Annotated in this window: 23 protein-coding genes; 8 read left to right on the top strand and 15 right to left on the bottom strand. The window is 54.7% G+C overall.

The window, feature by feature from the left end; all coding sequences use genetic code 11:
* Positions 1-3: 3 nt before the first annotated feature.
* The 5 genes from hflD to FOV68_RS09050 all read left to right on the top strand — a co-directional run bounded on the left by hflD (position 4) and on the right by FOV68_RS09050 (position 5,478).
* Positions 4-645, top strand: a complete 642-nt coding sequence (hflD, locus tag FOV68_RS09070) for a high frequency lysogenization protein HflD (protein WP_010246266.1) — start codon at positions 4-6, stop codon at positions 643-645.
* Positions 646-689: 44 nt separating this feature from the next.
* Positions 690-2,060: an adenylosuccinate lyase gene (gene purB / locus FOV68_RS09065; RefSeq protein ID WP_143990635.1), complete on the top strand. Its 1,371-nt coding sequence runs from the start codon at positions 690-692 to the stop codon at positions 2,058-2,060.
* A gap of 104 nt (positions 2,061-2,164) precedes the next feature.
* Positions 2,165-2,833 (top strand): two-component system response regulator PhoP, encoded by a 669-nt coding sequence (gene phoP / locus FOV68_RS09060; protein ID WP_031593449.1) that lies wholly within the window; start codon positions 2,165-2,167, stop codon positions 2,831-2,833.
* Between the two features lie 2 nt (positions 2,834-2,835).
* Complete coding sequence (gene phoQ, locus FOV68_RS09055) at positions 2,836-4,296, top strand: two-component system sensor histidine kinase PhoQ (RefSeq protein ID WP_143990634.1); 1,461 nt, start codon at positions 2,836-2,838, stop codon at positions 4,294-4,296.
* Between the two features lie 57 nt (positions 4,297-4,353).
* On the top strand, positions 4,354-5,478 hold the full coding sequence (locus FOV68_RS09050; protein ID WP_083068362.1) for a cupin domain-containing protein: 1,125 nt from the start codon (positions 4,354-4,356) through the stop codon (positions 5,476-5,478).
* Positions 5,479-5,544: 66 nt separating this feature from the next.
* Here FOV68_RS09050 and pepT read toward each other — a convergent pair whose 3' ends face one another.
* From pepT to lolC, 5 genes are all read right to left on the bottom strand, one after another.
* Positions 5,545-6,774 carry a peptidase T gene (gene pepT, locus FOV68_RS09045; protein ID WP_143990633.1) on the bottom strand — a complete coding sequence of 410 codons (1,230 nt, stop codon included), beginning with the start codon at positions 6,772-6,774 and terminating at the stop codon, positions 5,545-5,547.
* A gap of 237 nt (positions 6,775-7,011) precedes the next feature.
* A complete protein-coding gene (gene cobB, locus FOV68_RS09040; RefSeq protein ID WP_143990632.1) occupies positions 7,012-7,845 on the bottom strand; it encodes a Sir2 family NAD+-dependent deacetylase in 834 nt (277 codons plus the stop codon).
* A 145-nt stretch (positions 7,846-7,990) separates the two neighbouring features.
* Positions 7,991-9,235 carry a lipoprotein-releasing ABC transporter permease subunit LolE gene (gene lolE, locus FOV68_RS09035; RefSeq protein ID WP_109653249.1) on the bottom strand — a complete coding sequence of 415 codons (1,245 nt, stop codon included), beginning with the start codon at positions 9,233-9,235 and terminating at the stop codon, positions 7,991-7,993.
* Complete coding sequence (gene lolD, locus FOV68_RS09030) at positions 9,235-9,939, bottom strand: lipoprotein-releasing ABC transporter ATP-binding protein LolD (protein ID WP_143990631.1); 705 nt, start codon at positions 9,937-9,939, stop codon at positions 9,235-9,237. The genes lolE and lolD overlap by 1 nt, the downstream gene beginning before the upstream one ends.
* Positions 9,932-11,131 (bottom strand): lipoprotein-releasing ABC transporter permease subunit LolC, encoded by a 1,200-nt coding sequence (gene lolC / locus FOV68_RS09025; RefSeq protein ID WP_039392496.1) that lies wholly within the window; start codon positions 11,129-11,131, stop codon positions 9,932-9,934. The genes lolD and lolC overlap by 8 nt, the downstream gene beginning before the upstream one ends.
* Positions 11,132-11,379: 248 nt before the next feature.
* On the opposite strand from lolC, the gene FOV68_RS09020 reads away from it, so the two are divergent.
* Together FOV68_RS09020 and mfd are read left to right on the top strand one after the other, a co-directional pair.
* On the top strand, positions 11,380-11,589 hold the full coding sequence (locus FOV68_RS09020; protein WP_003849845.1) for a hypothetical protein: 210 nt from the start codon (positions 11,380-11,382) through the stop codon (positions 11,587-11,589).
* Between the two features lie 228 nt (positions 11,590-11,817).
* The gene (gene mfd, locus FOV68_RS09015) at positions 11,818-15,261 is read left to right on the top strand and encodes a transcription-repair coupling factor (RefSeq protein ID WP_069026076.1); all 3,444 of its coding nucleotides are present in this window, start codon (positions 11,818-11,820) and stop codon (positions 15,259-15,261) included.
* 148 nt (positions 15,262-15,409) lie between these two features.
* Here the strand turns inward: mfd and FOV68_RS09010 are convergent, their stop codons facing one another.
* The 10 genes from FOV68_RS09010 to hinT all read right to left on the bottom strand — a co-directional run bounded on the left by FOV68_RS09010 (position 15,410) and on the right by hinT (position 24,423).
* Positions 15,410-15,952 (bottom strand): glycine zipper 2TM domain-containing protein, encoded by a 543-nt coding sequence (locus tag FOV68_RS09010; protein ID WP_003849847.1) that lies wholly within the window; start codon positions 15,950-15,952, stop codon positions 15,410-15,412.
* Positions 15,953-16,426: 474 nt separating this feature from the next.
* The gene (locus tag FOV68_RS09005) at positions 16,427-16,876 is read right to left on the bottom strand and encodes an ATP-dependent Clp protease proteolytic subunit (protein ID WP_143990630.1); all 450 of its coding nucleotides are present in this window, start codon (positions 16,874-16,876) and stop codon (positions 16,427-16,429) included.
* A complete protein-coding gene (locus FOV68_RS09000; protein ID WP_143990629.1) occupies positions 16,833-17,108 on the bottom strand; it encodes a hypothetical protein in 276 nt (91 codons plus the stop codon). The genes FOV68_RS09005 and FOV68_RS09000 overlap by 44 nt, the downstream gene beginning before the upstream one ends.
* A gap of 1,991 nt (positions 17,109-19,099) precedes the next feature.
* Positions 19,100-20,404 (bottom strand): NAD(P)/FAD-dependent oxidoreductase, encoded by a 1,305-nt coding sequence (locus tag FOV68_RS08995; protein WP_031592482.1) that lies wholly within the window; start codon positions 20,402-20,404, stop codon positions 19,100-19,102.
* Between the two features lie 212 nt (positions 20,405-20,616).
* Positions 20,617-21,159 (bottom strand): alpha/beta hydrolase YcfP, encoded by a 543-nt coding sequence (gene ycfP / locus FOV68_RS08990; protein WP_010246299.1) that lies wholly within the window; start codon positions 21,157-21,159, stop codon positions 20,617-20,619.
* Between the two features lie 40 nt (positions 21,160-21,199).
* On the bottom strand, positions 21,200-22,240 hold the full coding sequence (gene nagZ / locus FOV68_RS08985; protein WP_143990628.1) for a beta-N-acetylhexosaminidase: 1,041 nt from the start codon (positions 22,238-22,240) through the stop codon (positions 21,200-21,202).
* A gap of 39 nt (positions 22,241-22,279) precedes the next feature.
* Positions 22,280-23,062, bottom strand: coding sequence for a thiamine kinase (gene thiK, locus FOV68_RS08980; RefSeq protein ID WP_143990723.1), 783 nt, complete (start codon positions 23,060-23,062; stop codon positions 22,280-22,282).
* Between the two features lie 16 nt (positions 23,063-23,078).
* Positions 23,079-23,672: a penicillin-binding protein activator LpoB gene (gene lpoB / locus FOV68_RS08975; protein WP_143990627.1), complete on the bottom strand. Its 594-nt coding sequence runs from the start codon at positions 23,670-23,672 to the stop codon at positions 23,079-23,081.
* Positions 23,673-23,683: 11 nt separating this feature from the next.
* Positions 23,684-24,052: a YcfL family protein gene (locus tag FOV68_RS08970; protein WP_010669861.1), complete on the bottom strand. Its 369-nt coding sequence runs from the start codon at positions 24,050-24,052 to the stop codon at positions 23,684-23,686.
* Between the two features lie 20 nt (positions 24,053-24,072).
* On the bottom strand, positions 24,073-24,423 hold the full coding sequence (gene hinT, locus FOV68_RS08965) for a purine nucleoside phosphoramidase (RefSeq protein ID WP_009090851.1): 351 nt from the start codon (positions 24,421-24,423) through the stop codon (positions 24,073-24,075).
* Positions 24,424-24,788: 365 nt separating this feature from the next.
* On the opposite strand from hinT, the gene FOV68_RS08960 reads away from it, so the two are divergent.
* On the top strand, positions 24,789-26,387 hold the full coding sequence (locus FOV68_RS08960; protein ID WP_031592476.1) for an MFS transporter: 1,599 nt from the start codon (positions 24,789-24,791) through the stop codon (positions 26,385-26,387).
* Position 26,388 lies beyond the last annotated feature (1 nt).

Raw genomic sequence — 26,388 nt, 5'->3', positions numbered from 1 at the left:
ACCGTGGCGAAAAATTATCAGGAAATTACGCTGGCGCTGGCGGGCATCTGTCAGTCGGCCCATCTGGTGCAGCAGCTGGCTCAGCAGGGTCACTGCCAGCCGGAGGCGCTGACCGTGTCGCTGCGCAGCGTACTGGACCTCAATCCTGGCTCAACGCTGGCGGTGTTTGGTAACAATGAAGCCAACCTGCGCCTCGGACTTGAAACCCTGATGGCGGTGCTGAACAGCAGCAGTCGCCAGGGTGCAGGTGCAGAACTGACGCGTTACACCCTGAGCATGATGGTGCTGGAGCGCAAGCTCAGCGCCAGTAAAACGGCTATGGCAACGCTGGCCCAGCGCATCACTCAGCTGGATCGCCAGCTGGCGCATTATGAACTGGAGTCAGACACCATTCTCAGCGCGATGGCTGCCATCTATGTGGATGTGATCAGCCCGCTTGGCCCGCGTATTCAGGTCACCGGTTCGCCTGCAGTACTGCAGAATACGCAGGTACAGAGTAAAGTGCGCGCTACCCTGTTAGCCGGTATCCGTGCTGCCGTATTGTGGCAGCAGGTCGGTGGTGGCCGACTGCAACTGATGTTCTCGCGTCAGCGTTTGCTGCGTGAAGCGAAAACCCTCTTATCCCGGCTGCCACTGACTTACTAAGTCGGTGCGGCAAAACACTGCTAAATGATTCAGGAGTTGCACTGATGGAATTATCCTCTCTGACCGCCGTCTCACCTGTCGATGGCCGTTACGGCGATAAAGTCAGCCCGCTGCGTGCGATTTTCAGCGAATTTGGTTTGCTGAAATTCCGCGTTGAGGTTGAAGTTCGCTGGTTACAAAAACTGGCCGCGACCGCAGAGATCAAGGAAGTTCCTGCATTTGATGCCGACGCAAACGCTTTCCTTGATGCGATTGTCGCCGGTTTTTCCGAAGAAGATGCAGCGCGCATCAAAACCATTGAGCGCACCACCAACCACGACGTCAAAGCGGTTGAGTATTTCCTGAAAGAGAAAGTTGCCGACGTCTCTGCCCTGCATGCCGTTTCTGAATTTATCCACTTCGCCTGTACTTCTGAAGATATCAACAACCTGTCGCACGCCCTGATGCTGGAAACAGCCCGCCGTGACGTGATCCTGCCTTACTGGCAGCAGCTGATTAACGCTGTGAAGGATCTTGCCAGCGAATATCGTGACATTCCGCTGCTCTCCCGCACCCACGGCCAGCCGGCTACACCGTCGACGATGGGTAAAGAGATGGCGAACGTCGCTTACCGCCTGGAGCGTCAGTTACGTCAGCTGAAACAGATTGAAGTACTGGGCAAAATCAACGGTGCTGTAGGGAATTACAACGCCCACATTGCCGCCTATCCCGAAGTGGACTGGCATGCGCTGAGCGAGAACTTCGTCACCTCGCTGGGGATCACCTGGAACCCTTACACCACCCAGATTGAGCCGCATGACTATATTGCCGAAATGTTCGACTGCATCGCCCGCTTTAACACCATCCTGATCGATTTCGATCGCGATATCTGGGGTTATGTGGCGCTGAACCATTTCAAACAGAAGACCATTGCGGGCGAGATTGGCTCATCGACCATGCCGCACAAAGTGAACCCGATCGACTTCGAAAACTCCGAAGGCAATCTGGGCCTGGCGAACGCGGTAATGCAGCATCTGGCCAGCAAACTGCCGGTCTCACGCTGGCAGCGCGATCTGACCGACTCCACCGTGCTGCGTAACCTCGGCGTGGGCGTCGGTTATGCGCTGATCGCCTATCAGGCGACCCTGAAAGGCATCTCGAAACTGGAAGTGAACCGCGATCGTTTGCTGGATGAACTGGATCACAACTGGGAAGTGCTGGCAGAGCCGATCCAGACGGTAATGCGTCGTTACGGCATTGAGAAGCCTTATGAGAAGCTGAAGGAGCTGACGCGCGGTAAACGCGTCGATGCCGCCGGCATGCAGGCCTTTATCGACAGCCTGGCGCTGCCGGAAGAGGAAAAAGTGCGTCTGAAGCAGATGACGCCTGCAAACTATATTGGTCGCGCTATCCAGATGGTTGACGATCTGAAATAATGCCCGCCGCAGACCGGCCCAGTCCGGTCTGCGTTAACATCTTGTTTAATACACTTCGCGTATACTTTCTGCAGGTTGACTCAAACAGAGTGTAAGGAATTCCTATGCGTGTTCTGGTTGTTGAAGACAATGCCCTGCTGCGCCATCATCTCGCCGTCCAGTTACGTGACATGGGCCACCAGGTCGATGCCGCCGAAGACGCCAAAGAAGCTGACTATTTTCTTCGGGAACATCTGCCCGATATCGCGCTGGTGGATCTCGGCCTGCCGGATGAAGATGGGATGTCTCTGATTCGCCGCTGGCGCAGCGATGCCGTGCGCCAGCCGATTCTGGTGCTGACCGCCCGTGAAGGCTGGCAGGCCAAAGTTGAGGCGCTGGAAGCCGGTGCGGATGACTACGTCACCAAGCCGTTTCATATTGAAGAAGTCGCGGCACGCCTGCAGGCGCTGATGCGTCGTAACAGCGGTCATGCCTCGCAAATCATCGATATGGCCCCGTTTCAGGTTGATCTCTCCCGCCGTGAACTGACGGTCAATGATCAGCCGGTGAAGCTCACTGCTTTTGAGTACACCATTGTCGAGACGCTGATCCGTAACGCGGGCAAAGTGGTAAGCAAAGACTCGCTGATGCTGCAGCTCTATCCTGACGCTGAACTGCGTGAAAGCCACACCATCGATGTCCTTATGGGTCGTCTGCGCAAAAAAATTCTGGCGTTACATCCTACTGACGTAATCGCCACCGTGCGTGGCCAGGGTTACCGTTTTGATCTCTGACCATGTCCTGGTTTAATCGTTATCGCCCTATTTCGCTGCGCGCCCGCTTTTTGCTGGCCTCCGCAGCGATAGTCCTCTTCCTCTCACTCTCCTACGGCATGGTCGCGGTGATTGGCTATGTGGTCAGTTTCGATAAAAACACCTATCGCGTGATGCGCGGCGAGAGCAACCTGTTTTTTACGCTGGCGCAATGGCACGACAACAAACTCACCATCGCCCAGCCGGAACGGATGACGCTCAACTTCCCGACGCTGGTGTTTATTTACGATGAGCACGGCAAGCTGTTATGGCAGCAACGCGACGTGCCGGAGATCCGCAAGAAGATCCGCCGTGAATGGCTGCTGAAGCCTGACTTCTACGAGATTGATACCAGTAACCGTACCAGCATGGTGGCGATGGGCAATAACCTGAATGCTCAGCAACGACTCAACGACTGGGACAATGACAGCAACGATACATTTACCCACTCGGTCGCCGTTAACCGTTACGATGCCACCACGAATCTGCCCGCGCTCACCATTGTGGTGGTCGACTCTATCCCGCAGGAGTTGCAGCATTCTGATGTGGTCTGGTCGTGGTTCAGCTATGTGCTGGCAGCCAACCTGATACTGATCATTCCGTTGCTGTGGCTGGCGGCGCACTGGAGTCTGCGGCCGATTGGCGCGCTGACGCAGCAGGTGCGCGAACTGGAGACCAGTCAGCGCGAAAATCTGGCGGATAATCCGCCGCAGGAACTGCGCAGTCTGGTGCGTAACCTCAATCTGTTGCTGACCAATGAGCGGCAACGCTATACCCGCTATCGCACCACGCTTTCAGACCTGACCCACAGCCTGAAAACGCCGCTGGCCGTGTTGCAGAGCACCCTGCGCTCGCTGCGCAACGGCAAGGAACTGACGGTAGAACAGGCTGAGCCGGTGATGCTGGAGCAGATTAGTCGAATCTCGCAGCAGGTCGGTTATTATCTGCATCGCGCCAGTATGCAGGCCGATCACAACCCGCTACAGCGCGATCTGCATTCCGTTTCCGGTCTGCTTGACAAGCTCTGCTCGGCCCTGAACAAAGTCTATCAGCGTAAAGGCGTGGCGATTTCGCTGGATATCTCACCGGAGCTGACCTTTGTTGGCGACCAGAATGACTTTATGGAAGTGCTCGGCAACGTGCTCGATAACGCCTGCAAATATTGCCTGGAATTTATCGAAATCAGCGCTTTTCAGAGCGAAGATGCACTCCATCTCTATATTGACGATGATGGTCCGGGCATTCCCGAGAGCAAGCGCGATTTAGTGTTTGTCCGGGGTCAGCGTGCCGATACCCTGCGTCCCGGTCAGGGACTGGGTCTGGCGGTGGTGCGCGATATTCTTGAGCAATATGAGGGCAACGTCATCGCCTCCAGCAGCGCACTCGGCGGAACACGCATGGAAGTGGTCTTTCAGCGCCAGGAAGTCGAACATCGCCGCGAGTAGAAAACCCTCAGGGCTGTTATACTTGCTGGCATTTACAGCCCTAAGCGGAACCCTTTTATGGACTATCAGCTCGATATTAACTGGCCCGATTTTATTCAGCGTTACTGGCAGAAACGCCCGGTAGTGCTGAAGCGTGGTTTTAAAAACTTTGTCGATCCTCTTTCACCGGATGAACTGGCCGGTCTGGCGATGGAAAACGAGGTGGATAGCCGCCTGGTCAGCCATCAGGATGGCAAATGGCAGGTCAGCCACGGCCCGTTCGAGAGCTATGATCATCTGGGTGAGAACAACTGGTCGCTGCTGGTACAGGCGGTCAATCACTGGCATGAACCCTCTGCCGCACTGATGCGCCCTTTCCGTTTCCTGCCTGACTGGCGTGTTGATGACCTGATGGTGTCGTTTGCCGTGCCGGGCGGCGGCGTCGGTCCCCATTTTGATCAGTATGATGTCTTTATTATTCAGGGTGCCGGTCGCCGTCGCTGGCGCGTCGGTGAAAAGGTGCCGCTGAAGCAGCACTGCCCGCACCCGGATCTGCTGCAGGTTGAGCCATTCGACGCCATCATCGATGAAGAGATGGAGCCGGGTGATATTCTCTATATTCCGCCAGGGTTCCCGCATGAAGGCTACTCGCTGGAAAACGCCCTGAACTACTCCGTGGGTTTCCGTGCCCCCAGCGGACGCGAATTAATCAGCGGCTTTGCGGATTACGCGCTGGCCAATGAGCTGGGCAGCCTGCGCTTCAGCGATCCGGATGTGCCTGCACGTGATTGCCCGTCGCAGATTCTGCCGCAGGAGATCGAAGGCGTACGTCAGTTGATGCTGGATGTGGTCAATCAGCCGGAGCAGTTCTCTCAGTGGTTTGGCGAATTCATTTCCCAGTCACGTCACGAACTCGATGTCGCGCCGCCGGAACCGCCTTATCAGCCCGATGAAATTTATGATGCGCTGCAACAGGGCGATACCCTGAGCCGGTTAGGTGGCCTGCGTGTCCTGACGATTGGTGATGCGGTCTATGTCAACGGTGAGCGGGTTGAGTGTTCACATCCCGATGTGATGGCGGTCCTGGCGCGCCACTATCGCATCACACTGGACGATCTGGGCGATGCGCTGGATGACCCGTCGGTACTGGCGCAGATTGCTGATCTGGTCAATGCCGGTTACTGGTACTTCGGCGACGAATAATCTGAGCTGATACTGAATCAGGCTCTCTTGCCGCCGTGGCAGAGAGCCTTTTTTGTGTCTGCGAGTTTAATTCTTCTTCTGCGCCGCCAGCTCTGACAGCCGCACAATCACTTCCACCGATTTCGCCATGATATTCAGCGAAGCAAACTCATGCTTACCGTGATAGTTATAGCCACCGGTGAAGATATTCGGGCAAGGTAACCCTTTCCACGACAGCGCCGATCCATCCGTACCGCCGCGAATCGGTTTCACTACCGGCTCAATGCCGCAGTCACGCATCGCCTGTAAAGCCAGTTCGATGATGTGCGGGAACGGCTCAACCTTTTCACGCATGTTGCGATAGCTGTTGGTGATCTCGACGGTGACCGAACAGTCCGGGTGCAGGGTTTTGTTGATCTCTGCGGCAATCTGCAGAAGCGTCTGTTTACGCTGTTCAAAACTCTCCGTTCCGAAGTCACGAATGATATAAAGCATCTCGGCGTGTTCAACGCTGCCTTTGATCTGATGCAGATGATAGAAGCCCTGATAGCCGTCAGTATATTGCGGTTTTTCGCTAGCCGGGACCGCGGCATGAAACTGGTTTGCCAGATCCAGCGCATTGACCATCACCCCTTTGGCGGAGCCAGGGTGCACGTTGTTACCGACGATTTTGACGGTGGCCGAAGCAGCATTGAAGTTCTCATATTCGAACTCCCCTAAATCACTGCCATCAATGGTGTAGGCCCAGTCAGCGGCAAAGCCTTCCACATCAAAGTGAGAAGTGCCGCGGCCAATCTCTTCATCGGGCGTAAAGGCAACACGGATCGCACCGTGCGGCGTATCGCTCGCAGCCAGTTGCGCCATTGCCGTCATAATCTCGGCAATACCTGCTTTATCATCCGCGCCCAGCAGGGTCTTGCCATCGGTGGTAATCAGCGTATGCCCAATCAGCTTATGCAGCACCGGGAACATCACCGGCGAGAGAATTTCGTTGCCGTTACCCAGCGCAATGTCTCCGCCGCGATAATTTTCAATGATCTGCGGATTAACATGTTTCGCCGTAAAGTCTGGCGAGGTATCCATGTGAGAGATGAAACCGATGACTGGCGTCGGCCAGTCAACATTGGCGGGCAGCGTGCCCATGACGCAACAGTGATCGCTTAAGGAGACATCGACAAAACCCAATGCCAGCAACTCCTCCTGCAACTGACGCGCCAGCGTCCACTGCCCTTCACTGCTGGGCACCTGGCGCGCCTGCGGCTTAGCCTGTGTCTCAACGGCCACATAACTTAAAAAGCGCTCAAGTAACTGTTCCATATCTCATCCTTTAAAAGTGCCATCCGGTATTATTAACAGACCAGCCGGTTACAACGTTGCGTAAAATCATTCGCAGACAGGTTAGCGCTGTCGATGACCTTTGGGAAAGCAATAAGCCCGAAAAAAACGGCTGATTACAAGATTGTTGCGGCAAACCTCGCAATGTTGATAAACACCGGGCGGCTGGAATCAGAATGACGGGCAAAAAAACGGCGAGGCGGCCATAGCCGCCCCTGCTTACTTATAAAGCGCGCGCAGCAGCTTATGCACAAACTCCGGCACCACTTGGCTCGCCAGGCCGTAATGTCGCTCGGCAAATTCGTTGCCCACCTGGCTTGGCTCCAGGTTCAGCTCAACAGTATGCGCGCCCTGCAGTTTGGCTTCATGGACAAAACCCGCCGCCGGATAGACATGGCCTGAGGTGCCGATAGCGATAAAGTAATCGGCCTGTTCCAGCGCCTGATAAATCTGCTCCATGCCCAGCGGCATCTCACCAAACCACACTACGTGCGGCCGCAGCGCCGAGGGAAACTGGCAGCAGGTGCAGCGATCGTCCGGGGTGATATCACCGATCCACTCAATGACCTGACCGCTGGTGACACAGCGCACTTTTAAAAGCTCACCATGCATATGCAGCACCCGGCTGTTTCCGGCACGCTCATGCAGATTGTCGATGTTTTGCGTGACCAGCAAAAAGTTATCGCCTAATACCTGTTCCAGCTCCGCCAGCGCCAGATGGGCCGCGTTAGGCTGAATCTCTGCCTCCTGCAATTGCTGACGGCGCGCATTGTAAAAGCGCTGCACCAGCGCAGGATCGCGCTGAAATCCTTCGGGCGTCGCAACATCTTCAACGTGGTGCTCTTCCCACAGGCCGTCAGCCGCGCGGAAGGTCCGGATGCCGGACTCCGCTGAGATGCCTGCGCCGGTCAGCACGACAATATGCGGCTGAGGATGGGCGGCCAGTTCGGCCTGACGATCGCGCTCAAATATGCGCTGGCGAAAGCGCTGATGCACTTTTCTCCGGGTTTTCTTCAGGCGGGCAAGTCGTATGCGGCGACGTGGTGTACGCATAAAATCTCCTGGCGTAGCAGCTGCGGCGAGCCGCTCTAAACAGATTCCGGGTTAACATCACCCGATAGTAACGGTTGCTGAGGGCCGCGCCCAACAGCAAAGGTCTTAAACAGATGCGGCGCGAAAGGATTCGCGCCGCATTTTTTCACTGACCGCTTAATACCCGAGCCGGGTCAATGCGGCTGGCGCGTCTGGCGGGATACCAGCTCGCCAGCAGGCTCAGCAGAATCGCGGTAATCAATACTGAGAACACATCAATCCAGTGCAGTTCCGACGGCAGGAAATCAATGAAGTAGATATCACCCGCCAGCAGATGATGACCGGTAACCGACTCCAGTCCGCGCACCAGTGAGGTCAGATTCAGCGCCACCAGCACGCCCGCGACCACGCCGCTGACGCTGCCCAGCAAGCCTGCCAGCAAACCGTACCAGATGAAGATGGCGCGGATCAGCCGGTCTTTAGCACCGAGGGTACGGAGCACCGCAATGTCACTGCTCTTATCCTTCACCGCCATCACCAGCGTTGAGACGATGTTAAAGCAGGCGACGCCAATCACCAGCACCATCGCCAGATACATGATGGCGCGGATCATCTGAATGTCGCGGTACATATAGCCGTAGGTGCCAATCCAGCTCTTGATGTAGACGTAGGAACGGGTCGCTTCACCGGCATCCCGCACCAGTCTGACCGCCTGGAACGGGTCGGTCATCTTCAGGGCGATGCCGGACACGCTGTCACCCATCTCCAGATAGTGCTGCGCATCGGCGAGTGGCACCAGCGCCAGGCTGTGATCCAGCATGCCGCTCAGTTGCAGAATACCGCTGACCTGAAGCCGGATACGTTTAGGCTGAAGCAGTTTGTTATCACCATCGTTATTGGGGATCATGATGGTGATCCAGTCGCCCTGCTTCACATTCAGCGATTTAGCTATGCCGCCGCCCAGAATGATCTGCTGCTTACCGGCGGCAAAAGAGGACCAGCCGTCATCTGCCACAAACTGTGGCAGGGCACTGAGGCGCGGCTCCTGTGCCGGATCAACGCCCTTTACCTGCAGCGCTTCCAGCCGGGCGCCGCTCTCAATCAGGCCGGTGAAGTTAACATAAGGCGCCGCCGCCGCAATGCCGGGCACCTTTTCAATCGGGGCAATCATCGATTGCCAGTGCTGGAACGGCTGATTGACCGCCTCGATCTCGCCGTGCGGCACCACCGCCAGAATGCGGTTGTTCAGCTCACGCTCAAAACCATTCATGGCGCTCAGACCGATAATCAGCACCGCCACGCCCAGCGCAATACCGATGGTGGAGATCACTGAAATCAGCGACACCATGCCGCCACGACGGCGGCCCCGGCTAAAGCGCAGGCCCAGCAACAGGGATAACGACGAACCCATTACACCGCTCCTGCCATGGTGAGCTGATCGCTTAACTGACCATCACGCATCTCCATCTGACGCGTCATGCGTTTTGCCAGCATCAGATCGTGGGTCACCACCAGAAACGCGGTGCCCTGACGCACGTTCAGTTCGCCCAGTAATTCAAAAATGGCGTCGGCGTTGCGCGCATCGAGGTTACCGGTTGGCTCATCCGCCATCACCAGCCGTGGGCGGTTAACCAGCGCACGGGCAATCGCCACGCGCTGGCGTTCGCCGCCTGACAGTTCTGAAGGCCGGTGCGTGGCGCGATGGTCCAGCCCGACCGCGGCCAGCATATCGCGGGCGCGATCCTGCGCTTCCGTTTTAGCCGTTTTGCCAATCAGCAGCGGCATCGCCACGTTCTCCAGCGCGCTGAAGTCCGGCAGCAGATGGTGGAATTGATAGATAAAGCCCAGCTCGCGATTACGCAGTTCCGCTTTGGCCGACGAGGACATGGCATTCAGTGACTGGCCATCAAACACCACGTCGCCCGATGTCGGTGCATCCAGGCCGCCGAGCAGATGCAGCAGCGTACTTTTACCGGAACCGGAGCTGCCGACAATCGCTGTCAGTTCACCGGGCTGGAGGCTGAAAGCCACATTGCGCAGCACATCGGTCTGCACGCTGCCTTCCTGATAGCGTTTGCACAGGTCGCGGCACTGCAACAAAGGAGTGTTACTCATAACGTAAAGCCTCAGCAGGTTGAACGGCGGCAGCGCGCCACGAAGGATAGAGCGTAGACAACAGCGCCACAATCATGGCGCTGAGGGCGATGGTGACCACCTGCCACACATTAATATCAACCGGCAATGCGGCACCATCAAGGAACAGGCCAATCACCGGCATTAAGTTGTTGAGCTGGCTGGCCAGCAAGACACCGAGCAGCGTGCCGAGCAGCGTGCCGATAATGCCGGCGCTGGCACCCTGCACCATAAACACCGCCACTATTTGCCGGCGCGTCAGGCCCTGGGTTTGCAGGATCGCCACTTCGCCCTGCTTCTCCATGATCAGCAGGCCTAACGAGGTGATGATGTTAAAGGCAGCCACGGCGATGATCAGGCTCAGCAGCAGGCCCATCATGTTCTTCTCCATACGCACTGCCTGGAAGAGATCGCCTTTACGCTCACGCCAGTCTTTCCAGACCAGACCCGCAGGCAGTGTCTGCTGACTCAGACTGTCGACCGACAGCGGTTTATCCAGCCACAGTCGCCAGCCGGTAATGTTACCGGCCGGATAGCGCATCACGCGCGACGCATCCTGAAGATTGACCAGAATCTGATAACCATCGACTTCGCTGTTAGCGGCATAGGTGCCCGCTACGGTAAACAGACGCTGACTTGGCACGCGCCCCATCGGGGTGAACTGGCTGACCGACGGCACCATCAGACGCAGCTGATCGCCACGTTTTACGCCAAGCTGAGATGCCAGCTGTTCGCCGAGGATGACATTATACTGCCCGGCCTGCAGCACGCTCTGCCGGGTATTGACCAGGAAAGGAGTCAGCGGATCTTTTTCATCCGGCTCAATGCCCAGCATCACGCCAACGGAGACGCTGTGCGGGCTTTGCAGCACCACATTGGCGGTGGTCAGCGGCGCAATACGGCTGACACCCTGCAGATTCAGCGAAGTGGCGGGTTGCTGTTGTGGATTGAGACTGCCTTTGTCACTGGTGATCAGCGCCTGAGGCATCAGGCCAAGAATATTGCCTTCGAGTTCACGCTCAAAACCGTTCATCACCGATAACACGGTGACCATCGCCAGCACGCCGAGCGTAATGCCAATCGTTGAGAGCCAGGAGACAAAGCGACCGAAGCGATCCGATGCTCGTCCACGCATATAACGCAGACCGATAAATAGCGCGACAGGTTGATACATGGAATCCAGTAAGCCGTTGCCTGAAAATAGGTAGTGGGATGATAAAGGAGCGGCTGGCTTTATGAAACCTCTAACCCTCTGAGTCGGCAGCAAAGTTGCATCCGGATGCGTCACTTTGCGCGCCAAAGCAGCGGAATAGCCGATAAAGCCGCCGCTTATTGGCTGATTATTCAGCGCCAGGGGGGGTAGACTACAATCAGTACCACGATCACGGGTGATTTATCGCCGGGCAGTATGAGGTAGCGACCATGTTGAAATTTCCCAAAGGCAGCATCGTTAAACATAAATCCGGGGAGATCAGAGGCGAAATCATCAACGTCTTTGAGCAGGGAAACGCACCAGCCGGCTACTACGTAAAGTGGGACGACGGTAACCTCAGCTATCATCCCGAGCAGGAGTTATCCTGGGCGAATATCGACCGCCCACGCATGCATTACACACAGCAATCCATAAAATAAAATGCCCGTTTAACCCCGTCGCTGCATGGCGACGGCGGTTTTTTCTGATCCCTTGCCAGACTCCGTCTATCCTCTCTTTATCCGCACTATTACCGCTGACGCCCGGTAATAGCTGACCGATCCCCAGATTCAGCGCGGCGCGGCAGGAAAATTGTGCCGCAGAGGTGATCCCCCTGACATAATATGGAATGATTACGTCCTGGAAAAATGGAGCAACCCCGAGATCCCATGCCCGAACAGACTCGTTATACCCTGCCCGTTAAATCCGGCGATCACCGTCAGCTCGGCCAGCTCATAGGCGCGGCGCACGCGGTGGAGTGTGCCAGCATTACCGAACGACATGCTGGTCCGGTGTTAATGATTACACCCGACACCCAAACCGCTCTGCGTCTGCTGGATGAAATCCGCCAGTTTACCGATCTGCCGGTGGCGCACCTTGCCGACTGGGAAACGCTGCCCTACGACAGCTTTTCGCCGCATCAGGATATTATCTCCGCCCGCCTGTCGACCCTCTACCAGTTGCCGGTGATGCAGCGCGGTATGCTGATCATGCCGGTCAACACCCTGATGCAGCGCGTCTGCCCGCACAGTTTCCTGCACGGCCATGCGCTGGTGATGAAGCAGGGACAAAAACTGTCACGCGACCGGCTGCGCGACCAGCTTGAGCAGGCCGGCTATCGCCATGTCGATCAGGTGATGGAGCACGGTGAATACGCCACGCGCGGCGCCCTGCTCGATCTGTTCCCGATGGGCAGCGATCAGCCCTACCGCATCGACTTTTTCGATGATGAGATCGACAGCCTGCGTCTGTTCGACGTCGACAGTCAGCGCACGCTGGAAGCGGTCCCCGAAATTAACCTGCTGCCTGCGCATGAGTTTCCCAGCGACAAAGCCGCCATTGAGCTGTTCCGCAGCCGCTGGCGTGAAACGTTTGATGTGCGCCGTGAGTCGGAGCATGTCTATCAGCAGGTCAGCAAAGGCACGCTGCCAGCGGGCATCGAATACTGGCAGCCGTTGTTTTTTGAGCAGCCGTTACCCAGCCTGTTCAGCTATCTGCCGGATAATACCCTGATTGTGAACTGCGGCGATCTTGAAGGCAGCGCCAGCCGCTTCTGGCAGGATGCCGAGGCGCGTTATGAAAATCGCCGCGTTGATCCGATGCGTCCACTGCTGGAGCCGGTCACCCTGTGGCTGCGTCCGGATGCATTGATGGGAGAGCTGAAAGCCTGGCCGCGCATCCAGATGACCAATGAGGTGCTGCCCGCCAAAGCCGCGAATACCAACCTCGGCTATACCCCGCTGCCTGATCTGACCGTTCAGGCGCAGGCTAAAGCGCCGCTCGACCATCTGCGTCAGTTTATTGAGACCTTCAGCGGCACCGTGGTCTTCTCGGTGGAAAGTGAAGGCCGCCGTGAGAGCCTGCAGGATCTGCTGGCACGGATTAAACTGCGTCCTCAGCCGGTGCACCGCTTCGATGAAACCGGCGAAGAGCGTTTCCGACTGATGATCGGCGCCAGCGAGCGCGGTTTTATCGATACCCAGGGCAACCGGGCGCTGATTTGCGAAAGCGATTTGCTGGGCGAACGCGTCAGCCGTCGCCGTCAGGATACCCGTCGCACTATCAATCCGGACATTCTGATCCGTAACCTGGCGGAGCTGCATCCCGGCCAGCCGGTGGTGCATCTGGAACACGGTGTGGGCCGTTATATCGGCCTCACCACGCTGGAAGCCGGCGGCATTGAGGCGGAATATCTGATGCTCTCTTACGCCAACGACGCCAAACTTTATGTGCCGGTTTCATCGCTGCACCTGATCAGCCGCTACGCGGGCGGTGCCGACGATAATGCACCACTGCACAAACTGGGCAGCGATGCCTGGTCGCGCGCACGGCAGAAAGCGGCTGAGAAAGTGCGTGATGTGGCGGCTGAACTGCTGGATATCTATGCTCAGCGCGCCGCCAAAACCGGCTTTGCCTTTAAGCATAATCGCGAGCAGTATCAGCTGTTCTGCGAAAGCTTCCCGTTTGAAACCACCCCGGACCAGGCGCAGGCGATCAACGCGGTGCTGAGTGATATGTGCGAGCCGCTGGCGATGGATCGTCTGGTGTGCGGCGACGTTGGTTTCGGTAAAACCGAAGTGGCCATGCGCGCGGCGTTTCTGGCGATTGAGAACCATAAACAGGTGGCCGTGCTGGTGCCGACCACCCTGCTGGCACAGCAGCATTACGATAACTTCCGCGATCGCTTCGCCAACTGGCCGGTTCGCATTGAGATGCTTTCCCGTTTCCGTACTGCCAAAGAGCAGGCGCAGGTGCTGGAACAGGCCAGCGATGGCAAGATCGACATCTTAATCGGCACCCATAAGCTGCTGATGAGCGATCTCAAATGGCACGATCTCGGTCTGCTGATTGTTGATGAAGAGCACCGTTTCGGCGTGCGTCACAAAGAGCGCATCAAGGCGATGCGCGCCGATGTGGACATTCTGACGCTGACCGCAACGCCAATCCCTCGCACCCTGAATATGGCCATGAGCGGCATGCGCGATCTCTCGATCATCGCCACGCCGCCTGCGCGCCGTTTAGCGGTGAAAACCTTTGTCCGTGAATTTGACGATCTGGTGATCCGCGAAGCGATCCTGCGTGAGGTTCTGCGTGGCGGACAGGTCTACTATCTCTACAATGACGTTGAAAATATCGAGAAAGCGGCGCAGCGTCTCAGCGAACTGGTGCCGGAAGCGCGTGTCGCGATTGGCCATGGTCAGATGCGTGAGCGTGATCTGGAACGGGTGATGAACGATTTCCACCATCAGCGTTTCAACGTGCTGGTCTGTACCACCATTATCGAAACCGGTATCGACATTCCGACCGCCAATACCATCATCATCGAGCGGGCCGATCACTTTGGCCTGGCGCAGTTGCATCAGCTGCGTGGTCGCGTCGGGCGCTCGCATCATCAGGCTTATGCCTGGCTGTTAACACCGCATCCGAAGTCGATGACCGCCGATGCGCATAAGCGGCTGGAGGCGATCGCTTCACTGGAAGATCTGGGAGCCGGTTTTGCGCTGGCAACGCACGACCTGGAGATTCGCGGTGCCGGCGAACTGCTGGGTGATGAGCAGAGCGGACAGATGGAGACGCTGGGCTTCACGCTTTATATGGAGCTGCTCGAGAATGCGGTCAATGCACTGAAAGCGGGTCGCGAGCCGTCACTGGAAGATCTCACCAGCAACCAGACCGAGGTGGAGCTGCGGATGCCCGCCCTGCTGCCCGAGACCTTTATCCCGGATGTCAGTACCCGTCTTTCACTCTATAAACGCATCGCCAGCGCGGAGGCTGAAGAGGAGCTGCAGGAGCTGAAGGTTGAGATGATCGATCGCTTTGGCCTGCTGCCCGATCCGGCGCGTAACCTGCTGGATGTGGCGATTATCCGGCTGAAAGCCCGCGCTGTCGGTCTGCGTAAGATCGAAGCCAGCGACAAAGGCGGTTATTTCGATTTTGCGCCGAAGAACAACGTGGATCCGGCATGGCTGATAGGCCTGCTGCAGAAAGAGCCTCAGCAGTGGAAGCTGGATGGGCCGACGCGACTGCGGTTTACCCGTGAGCTATCGGAAAGAAAGGTACGACTTGAGTGGGTGCAGGGATTCGTTTCGCAACTAGCTCAACGGCAGGCGTAACACCCTGCCCGTGCGTTGATGAGCTAACCGGTTAAGCGCCGGTTAGTTTGCCGCAAAAAAAGGCGCATCCTGAGTGAGATGCGCCTTTTTCATTACTGCTGTATTACGTTGTGCTGTGTGGCCGCGTGAGCGGCAAAGCTTTGCCCAATTACGCCTGATCGCCGTTGAGAACCAGCTGACCATTGCGATCCAGTGGAATACGCGTGCCGGGGTCATTTTCCATACGGATTTTACCCTGCTGATCGCCTATTTTATAGGTCACGTCATATCCCAGTTTTTTCTCTTGTTTGTCGTAAACGGTTTTGCAGCGCTGTTCGGTTGTGGTGTAGGTATCCCGATCCTGCAGTCCGCCCTGGACCTGATTACCGGCATAACCCCCCGCTACCGCACCTGCTACTGTCGCCACATCTCTGCCGCGACCGCCACCAAACTGGTGACCCAGCACTCCACCTGCCACTGCACCTAATACAGACCCGGCAAGACGGTTTTCATCCTGCACGGCCCGACGGTGAGTCAGAGTGACATTACGGCACTCCTGACGAGGCTGTTTAATGCTCTCTTTGATTGGCGTTGCAGACAGTACCTGAGCATATTGAGGACCGCGATCAAACACGTTCATGCCTGCTACGGCTGCAACACCCAGAGCTGCTGCCACACCAATACCGATACCCGCTAACATTGATTTATTCACAGGAAGTTCCTCCTGAAAAGTGTTACCGCGCAATCCTGCTGCTAAAGCATCCTCGTTAACTGAGGTATAACCGGCGTGCGCGACGCGCCGTGTTTGTTGAGATGAAGTTTTACAGATGGACCGAAAATGCAACATCAGATAAATGGAGGAAATTGGTCACTTTGCTATCAGGACCAGTTTTTAGGAGAGTTCTGAGGTTAACGTTTTACCGGACTAACACTCATGATATAGCCCCTCAACAGGGCGTATAGCTGGCGCTAAACAGACGCTGGCAGGAGGTTACAGAGTATTTTTCATGAAACGTTGAGGCCTATCTACCTTAGGCCTGGTGACGCAGGGAAAACATCACCTGATAATCCTGTAAGATCAGAAAATAATGTCGATAGCGGCATGCGTTCGGGCAATAAGCAATGCAGCCCTGCGATGTGTAGCAAAGCGACAATGATATTTTCCTCAGGCGCAGCCCGCTTCACATTACCAATGAGGGTTAATTTTTTCATCAATAATATAATATGAAAGAGGCGCAGGGAGAATACCGAATGCATTGCCCTGAGAAAGCTTTGTCTTTTTTGCTTCATCTGACTGAAGGTACATCGCGTTATCATTGCTGTATAGTGCCTTATCTAACGCTTCGCTGCTTAACGAGGTGCAGGTTTTATAGACCTCTCTGAAATATTTATTGCCGTCTTCAACATCTTTTTTTAATAGTGCAAGTTCATTAGGCCGAACCCATTCGCTTTTAATATTCGGCGCGGCCGAAGGGTGAAGAATGAATGATGCCAGCGGAAACGTATATCTCTTTTTCGCGCCACAATAGATAAGCGTTGCAGCAGAAGCGGCTACCCCGTCGTTAATCGTTTCAATGGGTATCACAGAGCCTTTAACACTCTGCATAGGCAAGATAGCCGCTCTCCATGCTTCCACCGAAGCTGCTGATATACAATTCTATTACTTTAACCGCCGGGTAGTTATTGTTAATATCGTTTATTGCCGATATAATTTCTGATACCAGACGTGAGTTGACTTCGCCAATGTAGGCGATTTTGGCTTCATGTAAATTTTCAGGGCTGTTGCTTTCACTCTTCGTCCAGCGCATCTCAGCAAAAGATGAAAAAGACAATGCCAGAAAAGCCACTATAATAAGTCTGCGTTTCATTTAGAGGACCTTTAATTTAAAAATATTAAAGTGACATTAACCAATCATAAACCGGAGGAAGCCACGGGATACACCGATGCCAGCTGACTCTTCTGATTAAATCCAGCCCATAATAGAGTGTCATACTATAAACAGTCAGAAATATCATCACCAGCATAGCAATAAGGACGCAGCCTCTTCGTTGACTGCTGCTCTTCCAGTAACGACGTGCAAAGCAGCAAACAAAACAGATCATCAACCACGCTAAAAAATAGAATAATGTCAGCATAGTTACTCTTGTCAAACCATCTGACTTCCACACCATTAGCCGATGAAAAATCTTTATAATAAGCACCCGATTACCGTTTATTAAGCGTGTCATTACAGGGAAGTCACGATCAGGCTTAGATAGACATGTAATTGTCCAGATTACTTTCGTCCCCGTATGTTTTACACATCCAGAACAAATAGATAACGTAATTCCGCTACTGACAGTAAAACAGTTTTGGTTTTATCCTTAATTAAAAGACCGGCAACACTAATGGTACAAGTTGATCGGCGTTTCAGTATTCATTTCCCGCGCCTCACCTTTTTAACGTGCGGGGCAATGGGGAGAGTTCAGACCAGTCTGGGCGTTCACCTGACATAATGGCCCTTTGCTGCGATGGGGTAATCGATTGAAAGATATCGGGCATTGCTTTCTGAATAGGGTGATCTGATGATGTTGTGGCAATGCTGACATCACGACTGCATGAGGATAAACCGATAGCAAATATTATTGAGGCTAGACATCTGACCATACCGCGCTCCTGTATTTTCTCTGATAATTCAGAAAATGTCCTTACTGTAATTCATGTCATCCAAGCTCAGACTGTTCATATGACTATTCAAACAGGTTAGCATGAGATCTTTTTGAATAAAAAAATTCAAATTGAAAACTCCCTTCCTTTTAAAAACACCCTTTTTTTTTGAATTTAACTTTACTTTTCTGACCGCATTTTATCCTAAAAAATCTTTCAAAGATTAAAATTTAAATAACGGTAAGACCGGTTGAATAATAAGCTTACAGCGCAAAAAACAATTGTCAATATCGATCGATAATAGGATTACAATAGCCTGAACCTATCACAATCAGCCTAATGATCGTTCCTAACGATTATTAATTAAATAGCGATTTATGTAACACCATGTCTTAAAAGAACTTTCAATATTAAAAACAAAAAGCCCTCTTCATAATAGTGACATCTATTATGGTCATTTTGACGTTCAGAAAGCGACCTGCGGTTTAGTTTATATTTACCTTCGAAACCTTTCTTTTGTAAAAAACAAAAACAAATATAACAATGAATCTAATATTGCACCGAATTTTGTCTTTTATAATCGCTTCAGACGTATTAAAGAAGCACGTGTTATTTGTATCAGGACGGGGACAGATTGTCGGGGGGTCGGGCGTCGATAAATCAGCAGAGTTAAACTTTAATAGATGGGCAGTCATTGTGTGATTCTGTGCCGAAATTGAGGGGTGTGGGTCTATCTGGCTGATCAATATCACAGACACCAGACCCAAACGTTTCCGCGCGCTGATGTATGTCTCGATCACGCATTTCTATGGCAGCCGTGATGCTGAGAACGCGACCCGCGGTCAGTGCCCGTTCCTGCGTATCGACAACGTTAATACCGGTCTCGGTTTAGCCGTGTCTTAACAAGGGATGAGTCGCGTGCTCAGTGAGACCAAACAGCCGGGGTCGATGAAACTGAAGTAGCTAAGCGTGACTGAAATAGATTGCCGTTACTGGAGTTTACGCCTCCAGGCAGACTCTTGTTCTTTATGGCATCGCATGAGGAGATCATTATAAAGTTACTGTGGCACCTTCATAATATTTAAATTAATTCATGCTCTGACCGATAAGACCCAGCATGGCACAAGAACCGGTTTCAGTGCTGGTCCGCAAAAAAAAGCCCCCTGCATCAGAGGGGGCTGTTATCAATCTACCTTGATCGCCAGTGACGAATTAGTGCAGCTTCAGCCGGGGACGAATAACCCGGTTAATACTGCCGACCAGCATCATCAGGCCGGTTTTGAAATAGCCATGCAGGGCGATCTGGTGCATACGATAGAGCGAGATGTAGACAAAGCGCGCGATGCGCCCTTCCACCATCATTGAGCCGCGCATCAGATTGCCCATCAGGCTGCCGACCGTACTGAAGCGGGAGAGCGATACCAGCGAGCCATGATCTTTATAGACATAGGCTTTCAGCGGTTTACCGTCACGCTGCGCCAGAATGTTGTCCATGGCGCGTGAAGCCATCTGATGCGCTGACTGGGCGCGCGGTGGTACAAAACCGCCGCCCGGCAAGGCGCAGGAGGCGCAGTCACCAATCGCGTAGATGTCATCGTCCAGCGTGGTTTGCAGCGTCTCTTTGACCACCAGCTGATTGATGCGGTTGGTTTCCAGTCCGCCAATCTCTTTCAGGAAGTCGGGTGCTTTAATCCCAGCCGCCCAGACCATCAGATCGGCTTCGATAAACTCACCGCCTTTGGTATTCAGGCCATTACGCTCGGCGCTGGTGACCATGGTCTGCGTCAGCACGCGCACGCCCAGCTTGGTCAGCTCCTGATGTGCCGCAGCAGAGATGCGTGGTGGCAGTGCAGGCAGGATACGTTCACCCGCTTCCACCAGCGTCACATTCAGCGCTTCGCGGCCCAGGCCTTTGAAGCCGTAGCTGTGCAGCTGTTTCACCGCGTTGTGCAATTCAGCTGACAGCTCAACGCCTGTTGCCCCGCCACCCACGATGGCGATGTTAACTTTCTCGACCCGGCCTTCGCTGGCGGAGAATTTCAGGAACAGGTTGAGCATTTCGTTATGGAAACGACGCGCCTGATGCGGATTATCAAGGAAGATGCAGTGATCTTTGACGCCCGGCGTACCGAAATCATTCGAGGTGCTGCCCAGCGCCATCACCAGCTGGTCGTAGGCCACTTCACGCTGTGGCACCAGCACTTCGCCCTGTGTATTCAGCACTTCGGCCAGGCGGATCACTTTTCGGGTGCGATCGATATCGGTAAGCGAACCCAGCTGGAACTCAAAACCGTGATTGCGGGCATGAGCCAGATAGCTCAATGCATCAATGCCTTCGTCCATTGAGCCGGTCGCCACTTCGTGCAGTAGCGGCTTCCACAAATGACTGTGGTTACGATCAACCAGGATAATCTCGGCCTTCTTTTTACGACCCAGTTTATGGCCCAGCTGCGTGGCCATTTCCAGGCCGCCCGCTCCCCCTCCGACAATAACAATTTTCTTAACAGACGTAGTCAACAAAGACCCCCTCAAATTGTGAACCAAAAGTTAACCAAAGGTTAAATTAAACCTTAAGAAACATAGGGTTGGCGAAGTTAAAATCGCAATCTGCTGGGAGAATAGCATGGCGGGAAGAGGAGAACATAAGAATATTGATATACATCAAAGCGGGAAAATAAAACTCAGATAATTACGTAATAAAAACAGGCACCTTACGGTGCCTTTGCTGCTTAACCTAATGTTTTAAAAGCTTTTATCCGCTTAAGGTGTGGGGATATGTTTTTGAATTTGTGCCCTTCCGTCTCATCCCAGACAATTTCATAAAACGGATGCAGCTGGTCAGCAATGTGCTGGCTGTCGAGCGCCTCATCGTGACGGGAGAGAATGGCCAGACAGCGGTCACGATTACGCTCGCGAAAATCGCTGACGCACTTCGTTGCGATATCCTGATACTCCTCCGGCCGGTCGATCTTCCCTTCCATGTTCGCCTGCGGCGAGAGGTTGGGATTAAAAATCACCTGCCGGATGCCGCACAGAAATCCAATGCGCTCTGACCAGAAGCCGCCCAGTCCGACGCCGCAAATCAGCGGCCGGTCGTCGTCAGAAAGCGTCAGCATCTTATCGGTCTCTTTTAGCAGAAACTGCATGTCATGTTTGGGATGGCGGGTGCTGTAACTGATCAACCTGACGTCAGGATCGATAAATTGCAGTTGCAGCACTTTTTCGTGATTGCCCGGACTGTTGGAATCAAAACCGTGCAGATAGATGATCATGATAATCCTCAAGGTAGTGATAGCGCCGGGCAGTCACTGCTTACCACGACGCCTTATGAGCCAGCCAGCGTTCCTGAAGCGCACTCAGTTGCTGAGCATTATTTTTCCAGCGATGCGTTCCCCGCAGTTCATCGCGGGTAAACCTGCCCTGATGATACAGCTGTGTAACCCGCTCTGACCCGACCGGGATCAGGTTATCCAGTACACTGATGGCACCCTGACGCTGATTGCAGACCAGAATCATGTCACAGCCCGCGGAAAGGGACTGCTGCGCCCGCTCAGGATAGCTGCCCATCACCGCTGCACCCTCCATCGACAGATCGTCGGAGAAAATAATACCGTCAAAGCCCAGTTGCTCACGCAGCACGGTTTTAAGCCAGTATGGCGAACCACTGGCGGGCAGCGGATCAACTTCGGAGTAGATGACGTGTGCCGGCATGATCGCGTCCAGTGCCTGTTCGGTAATCAGCTTGCTGAAGATTGCCATGTCATGTTCACGCAGCGTCTTTTCATCCCGCGGATCGCGTGGAGTCTCTTTATGCGAATCCGCACTCACCGCACCGTGACCCGGAAAATGTTTGCCGGTGGTCTTCATGCCGGCCTCGTGCATCCCAGCAATAAAGCGGCGAGCGACGTCAAGGGCGATGCCCGGATCGGCATGGAAAGAACGGTCGCCAATCGCGGCGCTGATATGACCAATATCGAGTACCGGCGCAAAGCTGATATCGATATCCATGGCGATCATCTCGGCCGCCATTTGCCATCCCGCCTGTTGTGCCAGTTCACCGGCGGTATCCAGGTCATGCAGCGCAGCAAAAGATTGCATGGCAGGCAGTTGGGTGAAGCCGTCACGGAAACGCTGCACGCGACCACCCTCCTGATCCACCGCCACTACCAGCCGGGTGTGAGAGGCGGCGCGGATCTGCCGCACCAGCTCTGCCAGCTGTGCGGGATCATGATAATTTCGGGCAAATAAAATTAAACCGCCCACCAGCGGATGCTGCAGGATGTCGCGCTCTTCGCCATCCAGTTCATAACCCTCGACGTCAAGCATCAGGGGGCCGGGTAAATCTGATCTCATATCATGAATCCTGTAGCGAAACGCACCTGCGTAACGCGATTAAATCTGTTCCCAGCTCTGTCGAGCCAGCTGTTGTAATGTGTCGTCGTCACGCTGACCAGAACGGAGCTGATACCAGCTGGCCATCAGCAACTGCAGCCAGGGCTGCCAGCGTCTGACCTGATGCACCAGCGCGGTAAGCGGCAGCTGCATCGCCGCGGCATACTCAGCCAGCCACTCGGCCTGGTGCTGCGGATCGCTGGCACAGAGAGCCGCCAGCTCCAGCGCCACGTCGCCATCGGCGGCATACTCCCAGTCGATCAGACGCAGACCTTCGGGACTTTGTATGACATTTCCGGCATGCAGATCCATGTGCAGCGGAGCCAGCCTCAGCGGCTGGGGTTCACCCTGCTGCGTCAGACGCCTGAGCGCCCGCAACCAGCGGTGATGCCGCTGTGGAGTAAGCTGCCAGTAGCGCCATAACAGCGGCAACAACTGCAGACGATAGCCGGTCAGCGGCTGCTGATGCAGCTGCTGTAGCAGTGCCACGATCTGTGGACGCTGCTGGCTGAAGCGGTGTTCATCCAGCGCATCGCCTGCGCACCAGGTCAGGATAATCCCCTGACGATGGCACGCCACGGGCTGCGGTGTTACTCCGCTGGCTTGCAATTTGCGTAACAGACGGAATTCGCGCTGCCGATCCACAAACGGAATAGCCGGTTGCGGTGTCGCCCGCGCGATAAAGGTTCCGCGCGGGCTGACAATCTTCTGGCTGTGCCCGGTCAGACCGGCCAGCGGGATAAAGGATATCTTTTCTGGTTCGCCGGTGACCTGCTGAATCATCCGCTGGAAAGCGGGATTAATTCTGTGCAATGCCGTTGCCGGACCAGATGATCTCGCCTGTCTGAACCAGCATCAGTTGCATTTGCAGCGTCGGCGCTTTGACATCGCCACGCGCGTTGCTATAGAGCACATACTGAGCGTTAACGTTACGCGCCAGGCCAATCGCTTTACTGCGCGAGTTCAGGCTGTCATCCGGCGATAATCCCAGCGTCTGCTTGGCCTGCGCCAGTTGGTCAGCAGAAACCAGGGTGAATTTGCCGTTGTTATTCAGCGCATTCTGGATAGCTGCCGTCGCTTTCTCGCTTTGCAGCGCACCGTTGGTGCTGTTTTTAACGCGATCCACCAGCAACACGCTGCCCGGCTCGGCGCTGGCAGCCTGTAACATCTGCGCCACCAGCGGCTGAACGCTGGCATCCCAGTTGATAGTGACCAGTTTCGGTGGCTGCGGCACAGGCTGCGGTTGCGGCACCGGTTCAGGTTGTGGAACGGGCTGCACCGGCTCCACAGGCTGAGTCGGTTCAACCGGTGCAGGCTGCTGCTGTTTCACCACACAGCCGGTCAGAATGAGCGCAATCAGGAGCGCTCCGGTACGATTAACACTGCGTATCACGTAGAAAATCCTTAAAGATAGAGATAAAGACGAACCTTGCTGGCCGTCAGGTTACCCAGTTGCGAAGTGGCGATAATGCTGCCCTGCGCCGGAACGGTAACGGTCTGCGCCGGTTCCTGCGGGGTGATTTCCAGCCCTTTGTCGTCATACCAGTAGTAACGATAGTGCACAACAACCGGTGTTTCGCGCTGATTATAGAGCACGCTGGTGGCACGCTTCAGTCCATCGTTCTCATCCAGCGTCGGTTCATCGGTAATGATCCCTGCCGACAGCACAGAGGACTCCATCACCAGCGACTGTGACGTATTAATCATCGGTTTATCACTGCTGCAGGCCGTCAGGCAGAGCAGGATCGGCAGGCCAGTCAGCCAGGATCGCATAGCACGCTTCCGTTATCAGGTCAGTTAGAGAGCATCGGTCCCAGCGGTTCACCGCCCAGCAGATGCATATGAATGTGATAAACCTCCTGACCACCATGTTGATTGCAGTTCACAATCAGACGATAACCATTTTGATCGATACCTTCCTGACGGGCGATTTTCGCCGCGGTGGTAAACATACGTCCCAGCGCATGCTCGTGCGCCGCTTCCGCCTCGTTGACCGTTGGGATCAGCACATTCGGCACGATTAAAATATGGGTCGGCGCTTTGGGCGAAATGTCGCGGAAGGCAGTGACCAGTTCATCCTGATAAACCACATCAGCGGGGATTTCGCGGCGAATAATTTTACTAAAAATGGTTTCTTCTGCCATGGTGCAATTCCTTTAGCTTTAGCCTGAGTCTTAATCAATCAGTATGCGGGAGAAATTTGTTTTCTTTCAACCTCAGTACCACTTTTCTTGCATTGTTCGCCTGCCTTTGCAGCAGCACCCTCTCTCTGTGACCAGAACGCCGTCCTGAATGCTGTCAACACACCTGCCACACCATAAAAATGAAACGCTGTTTTATAAATTAGAATTTCGCCACCCTTTTCTTTGTCTGTTTGCCACTTCAGCGCCAGCGCTTGCCAAATTGCGAAGGTTTAGCCGCCCCGTCAGTTCTACTTTGCTAACCAGTCCGGGTGAGATGACCGGCATCACCAGGGATAAACCGCCATAAACATCAAGGAGCATCAGACATGCGCTCACGTAAAATTGGTCTTGGCCACTATCTGGCTTACGGTTCCGGAGATTTTCTTGGAGCAGGCACCACGGCGCTGACCGCCGCCTGGTTGCTCTATTTTTACACCACCTTTTGTGGGTTAACCCCGATTCAGGCCACGCTGATCTTCGCCGCTGCGCGCGTGCTGGATGCGATAGTCAGCCCGCTGATGGGCTTTCTGACCGATAACTTCGGTTCGACCTGGCTGGGCAAACGCTTTGGCCGCCGCAAATTCTTTATCCTGCTCGGCATACCCTGTGTATTCAGTTATAGCCTGATGTGGGTCAGCGACATGAGTTTCTGGTGGTATCTCTGCACGTATCTGCTGTTTGATATCGTCTACACCATGATCCTGGTGCCGTATGAAACGCTGGTGCCGGAAATGACCGACGATTTCAAACAGAAAACCCGCTTCTCTGGTGCCCGCATCGGCCTGGCACAGCTGTCGGCCATTCTGGCCGCCTTTTTACCCGGTATTTTGCTGGGTATGCTGGGCAAAGATAATCCTCTCTCCTTCTTCTACGCCAGCCTGGTGTTCTCGGTAATCTGCGCGCTGGTGCTGACGCTGGTGTGGTGCTTTACCTGGGAGCGTCACCCGGATGACTTTTCCGCCGAGTCACGCCGTGCAGAGCAGGAAAAGCAGCAGCTGACGCTGATGCAGAATCTCAAACGGCTCTATGTCGAACTGGCTTCAACCTTACGCATCCGCATCTTCCGCCAGCACCTTGGCATGTACCTCGGCGGCTATATCGCCCAGGATGTGTTTAACGCCGTCTTTACCTGGTATGTGGTATTTGTGCTGATGCAGAGCGCTCAGGTCGCCTCCAGCCTGATGGGCACCATGGCGGTGCTGCAGTTTATTGCGGTGATGGCGATGATTCCGCTCTGCATCCGCATGGGACCCGCGCCCGCCTACCGTCTGGTGGCTGTGCTGTTTGGCCTTGCGGCGCTCTCCTACGCAGGATTGTGGTATGCCGGAATGAACGACAACATGTCACTGCTGTTGGTGATCTCCGCCCTGGCAGGCCTGGGACGTGGCGGCATTAACTATGTGCCATGGAACACCTATACCTATATCGCCGATGTGGATGAGGTGATCACCGGACAGCGCCGTGAAGGGATTTTTGCCGGCATCATGACCCTGACGCGTAAAGCGTCGCAGGCTGGCGCAGTTATGCTGGTCGGTATCGTGCTGCAGCTCTCCGGCTTTGTCTCTGGCCAGGCAACCCAGGTACCCGGCGTCAGCCACACTATCCTGGCGATTCTCAGCGTCGGTACCGTGGCCGTGCTGGCCTGCGGCTTTATCGTGTCACTGCGCTTTAAGCTTAATCTGCAGACCCACACTGTGCTGCGTCAGGAGACGCTTAAGATGCGCGACGCGGGCCGCATCGTGCCGGAAAGCATCACGCCGGAAGCACGCGCAATTGTAGAAACGCTGGCTGGCATGCCTTACGAAAACCTCTGGGGCAACAACAACATTGGCTTCCTTAATCGTAATAAGCCAGCGCCGGAAAAATTGTCCGCACATCCCACTTTAAACCCTTCTTTAAACCCGACCTTAAAACGACAGGAATAAA

Source organism: Pantoea sp. paga, from assembly GCF_007558755.1.
GTDB lineage: Bacteria > Pseudomonadota > Gammaproteobacteria > Enterobacterales > Enterobacteriaceae > Pantoea > Pantoea agglomerans.
Note: the sequence above shows the minus strand (reverse complement) of the source record. Positions and strands in the feature narration are given on the sequence as shown.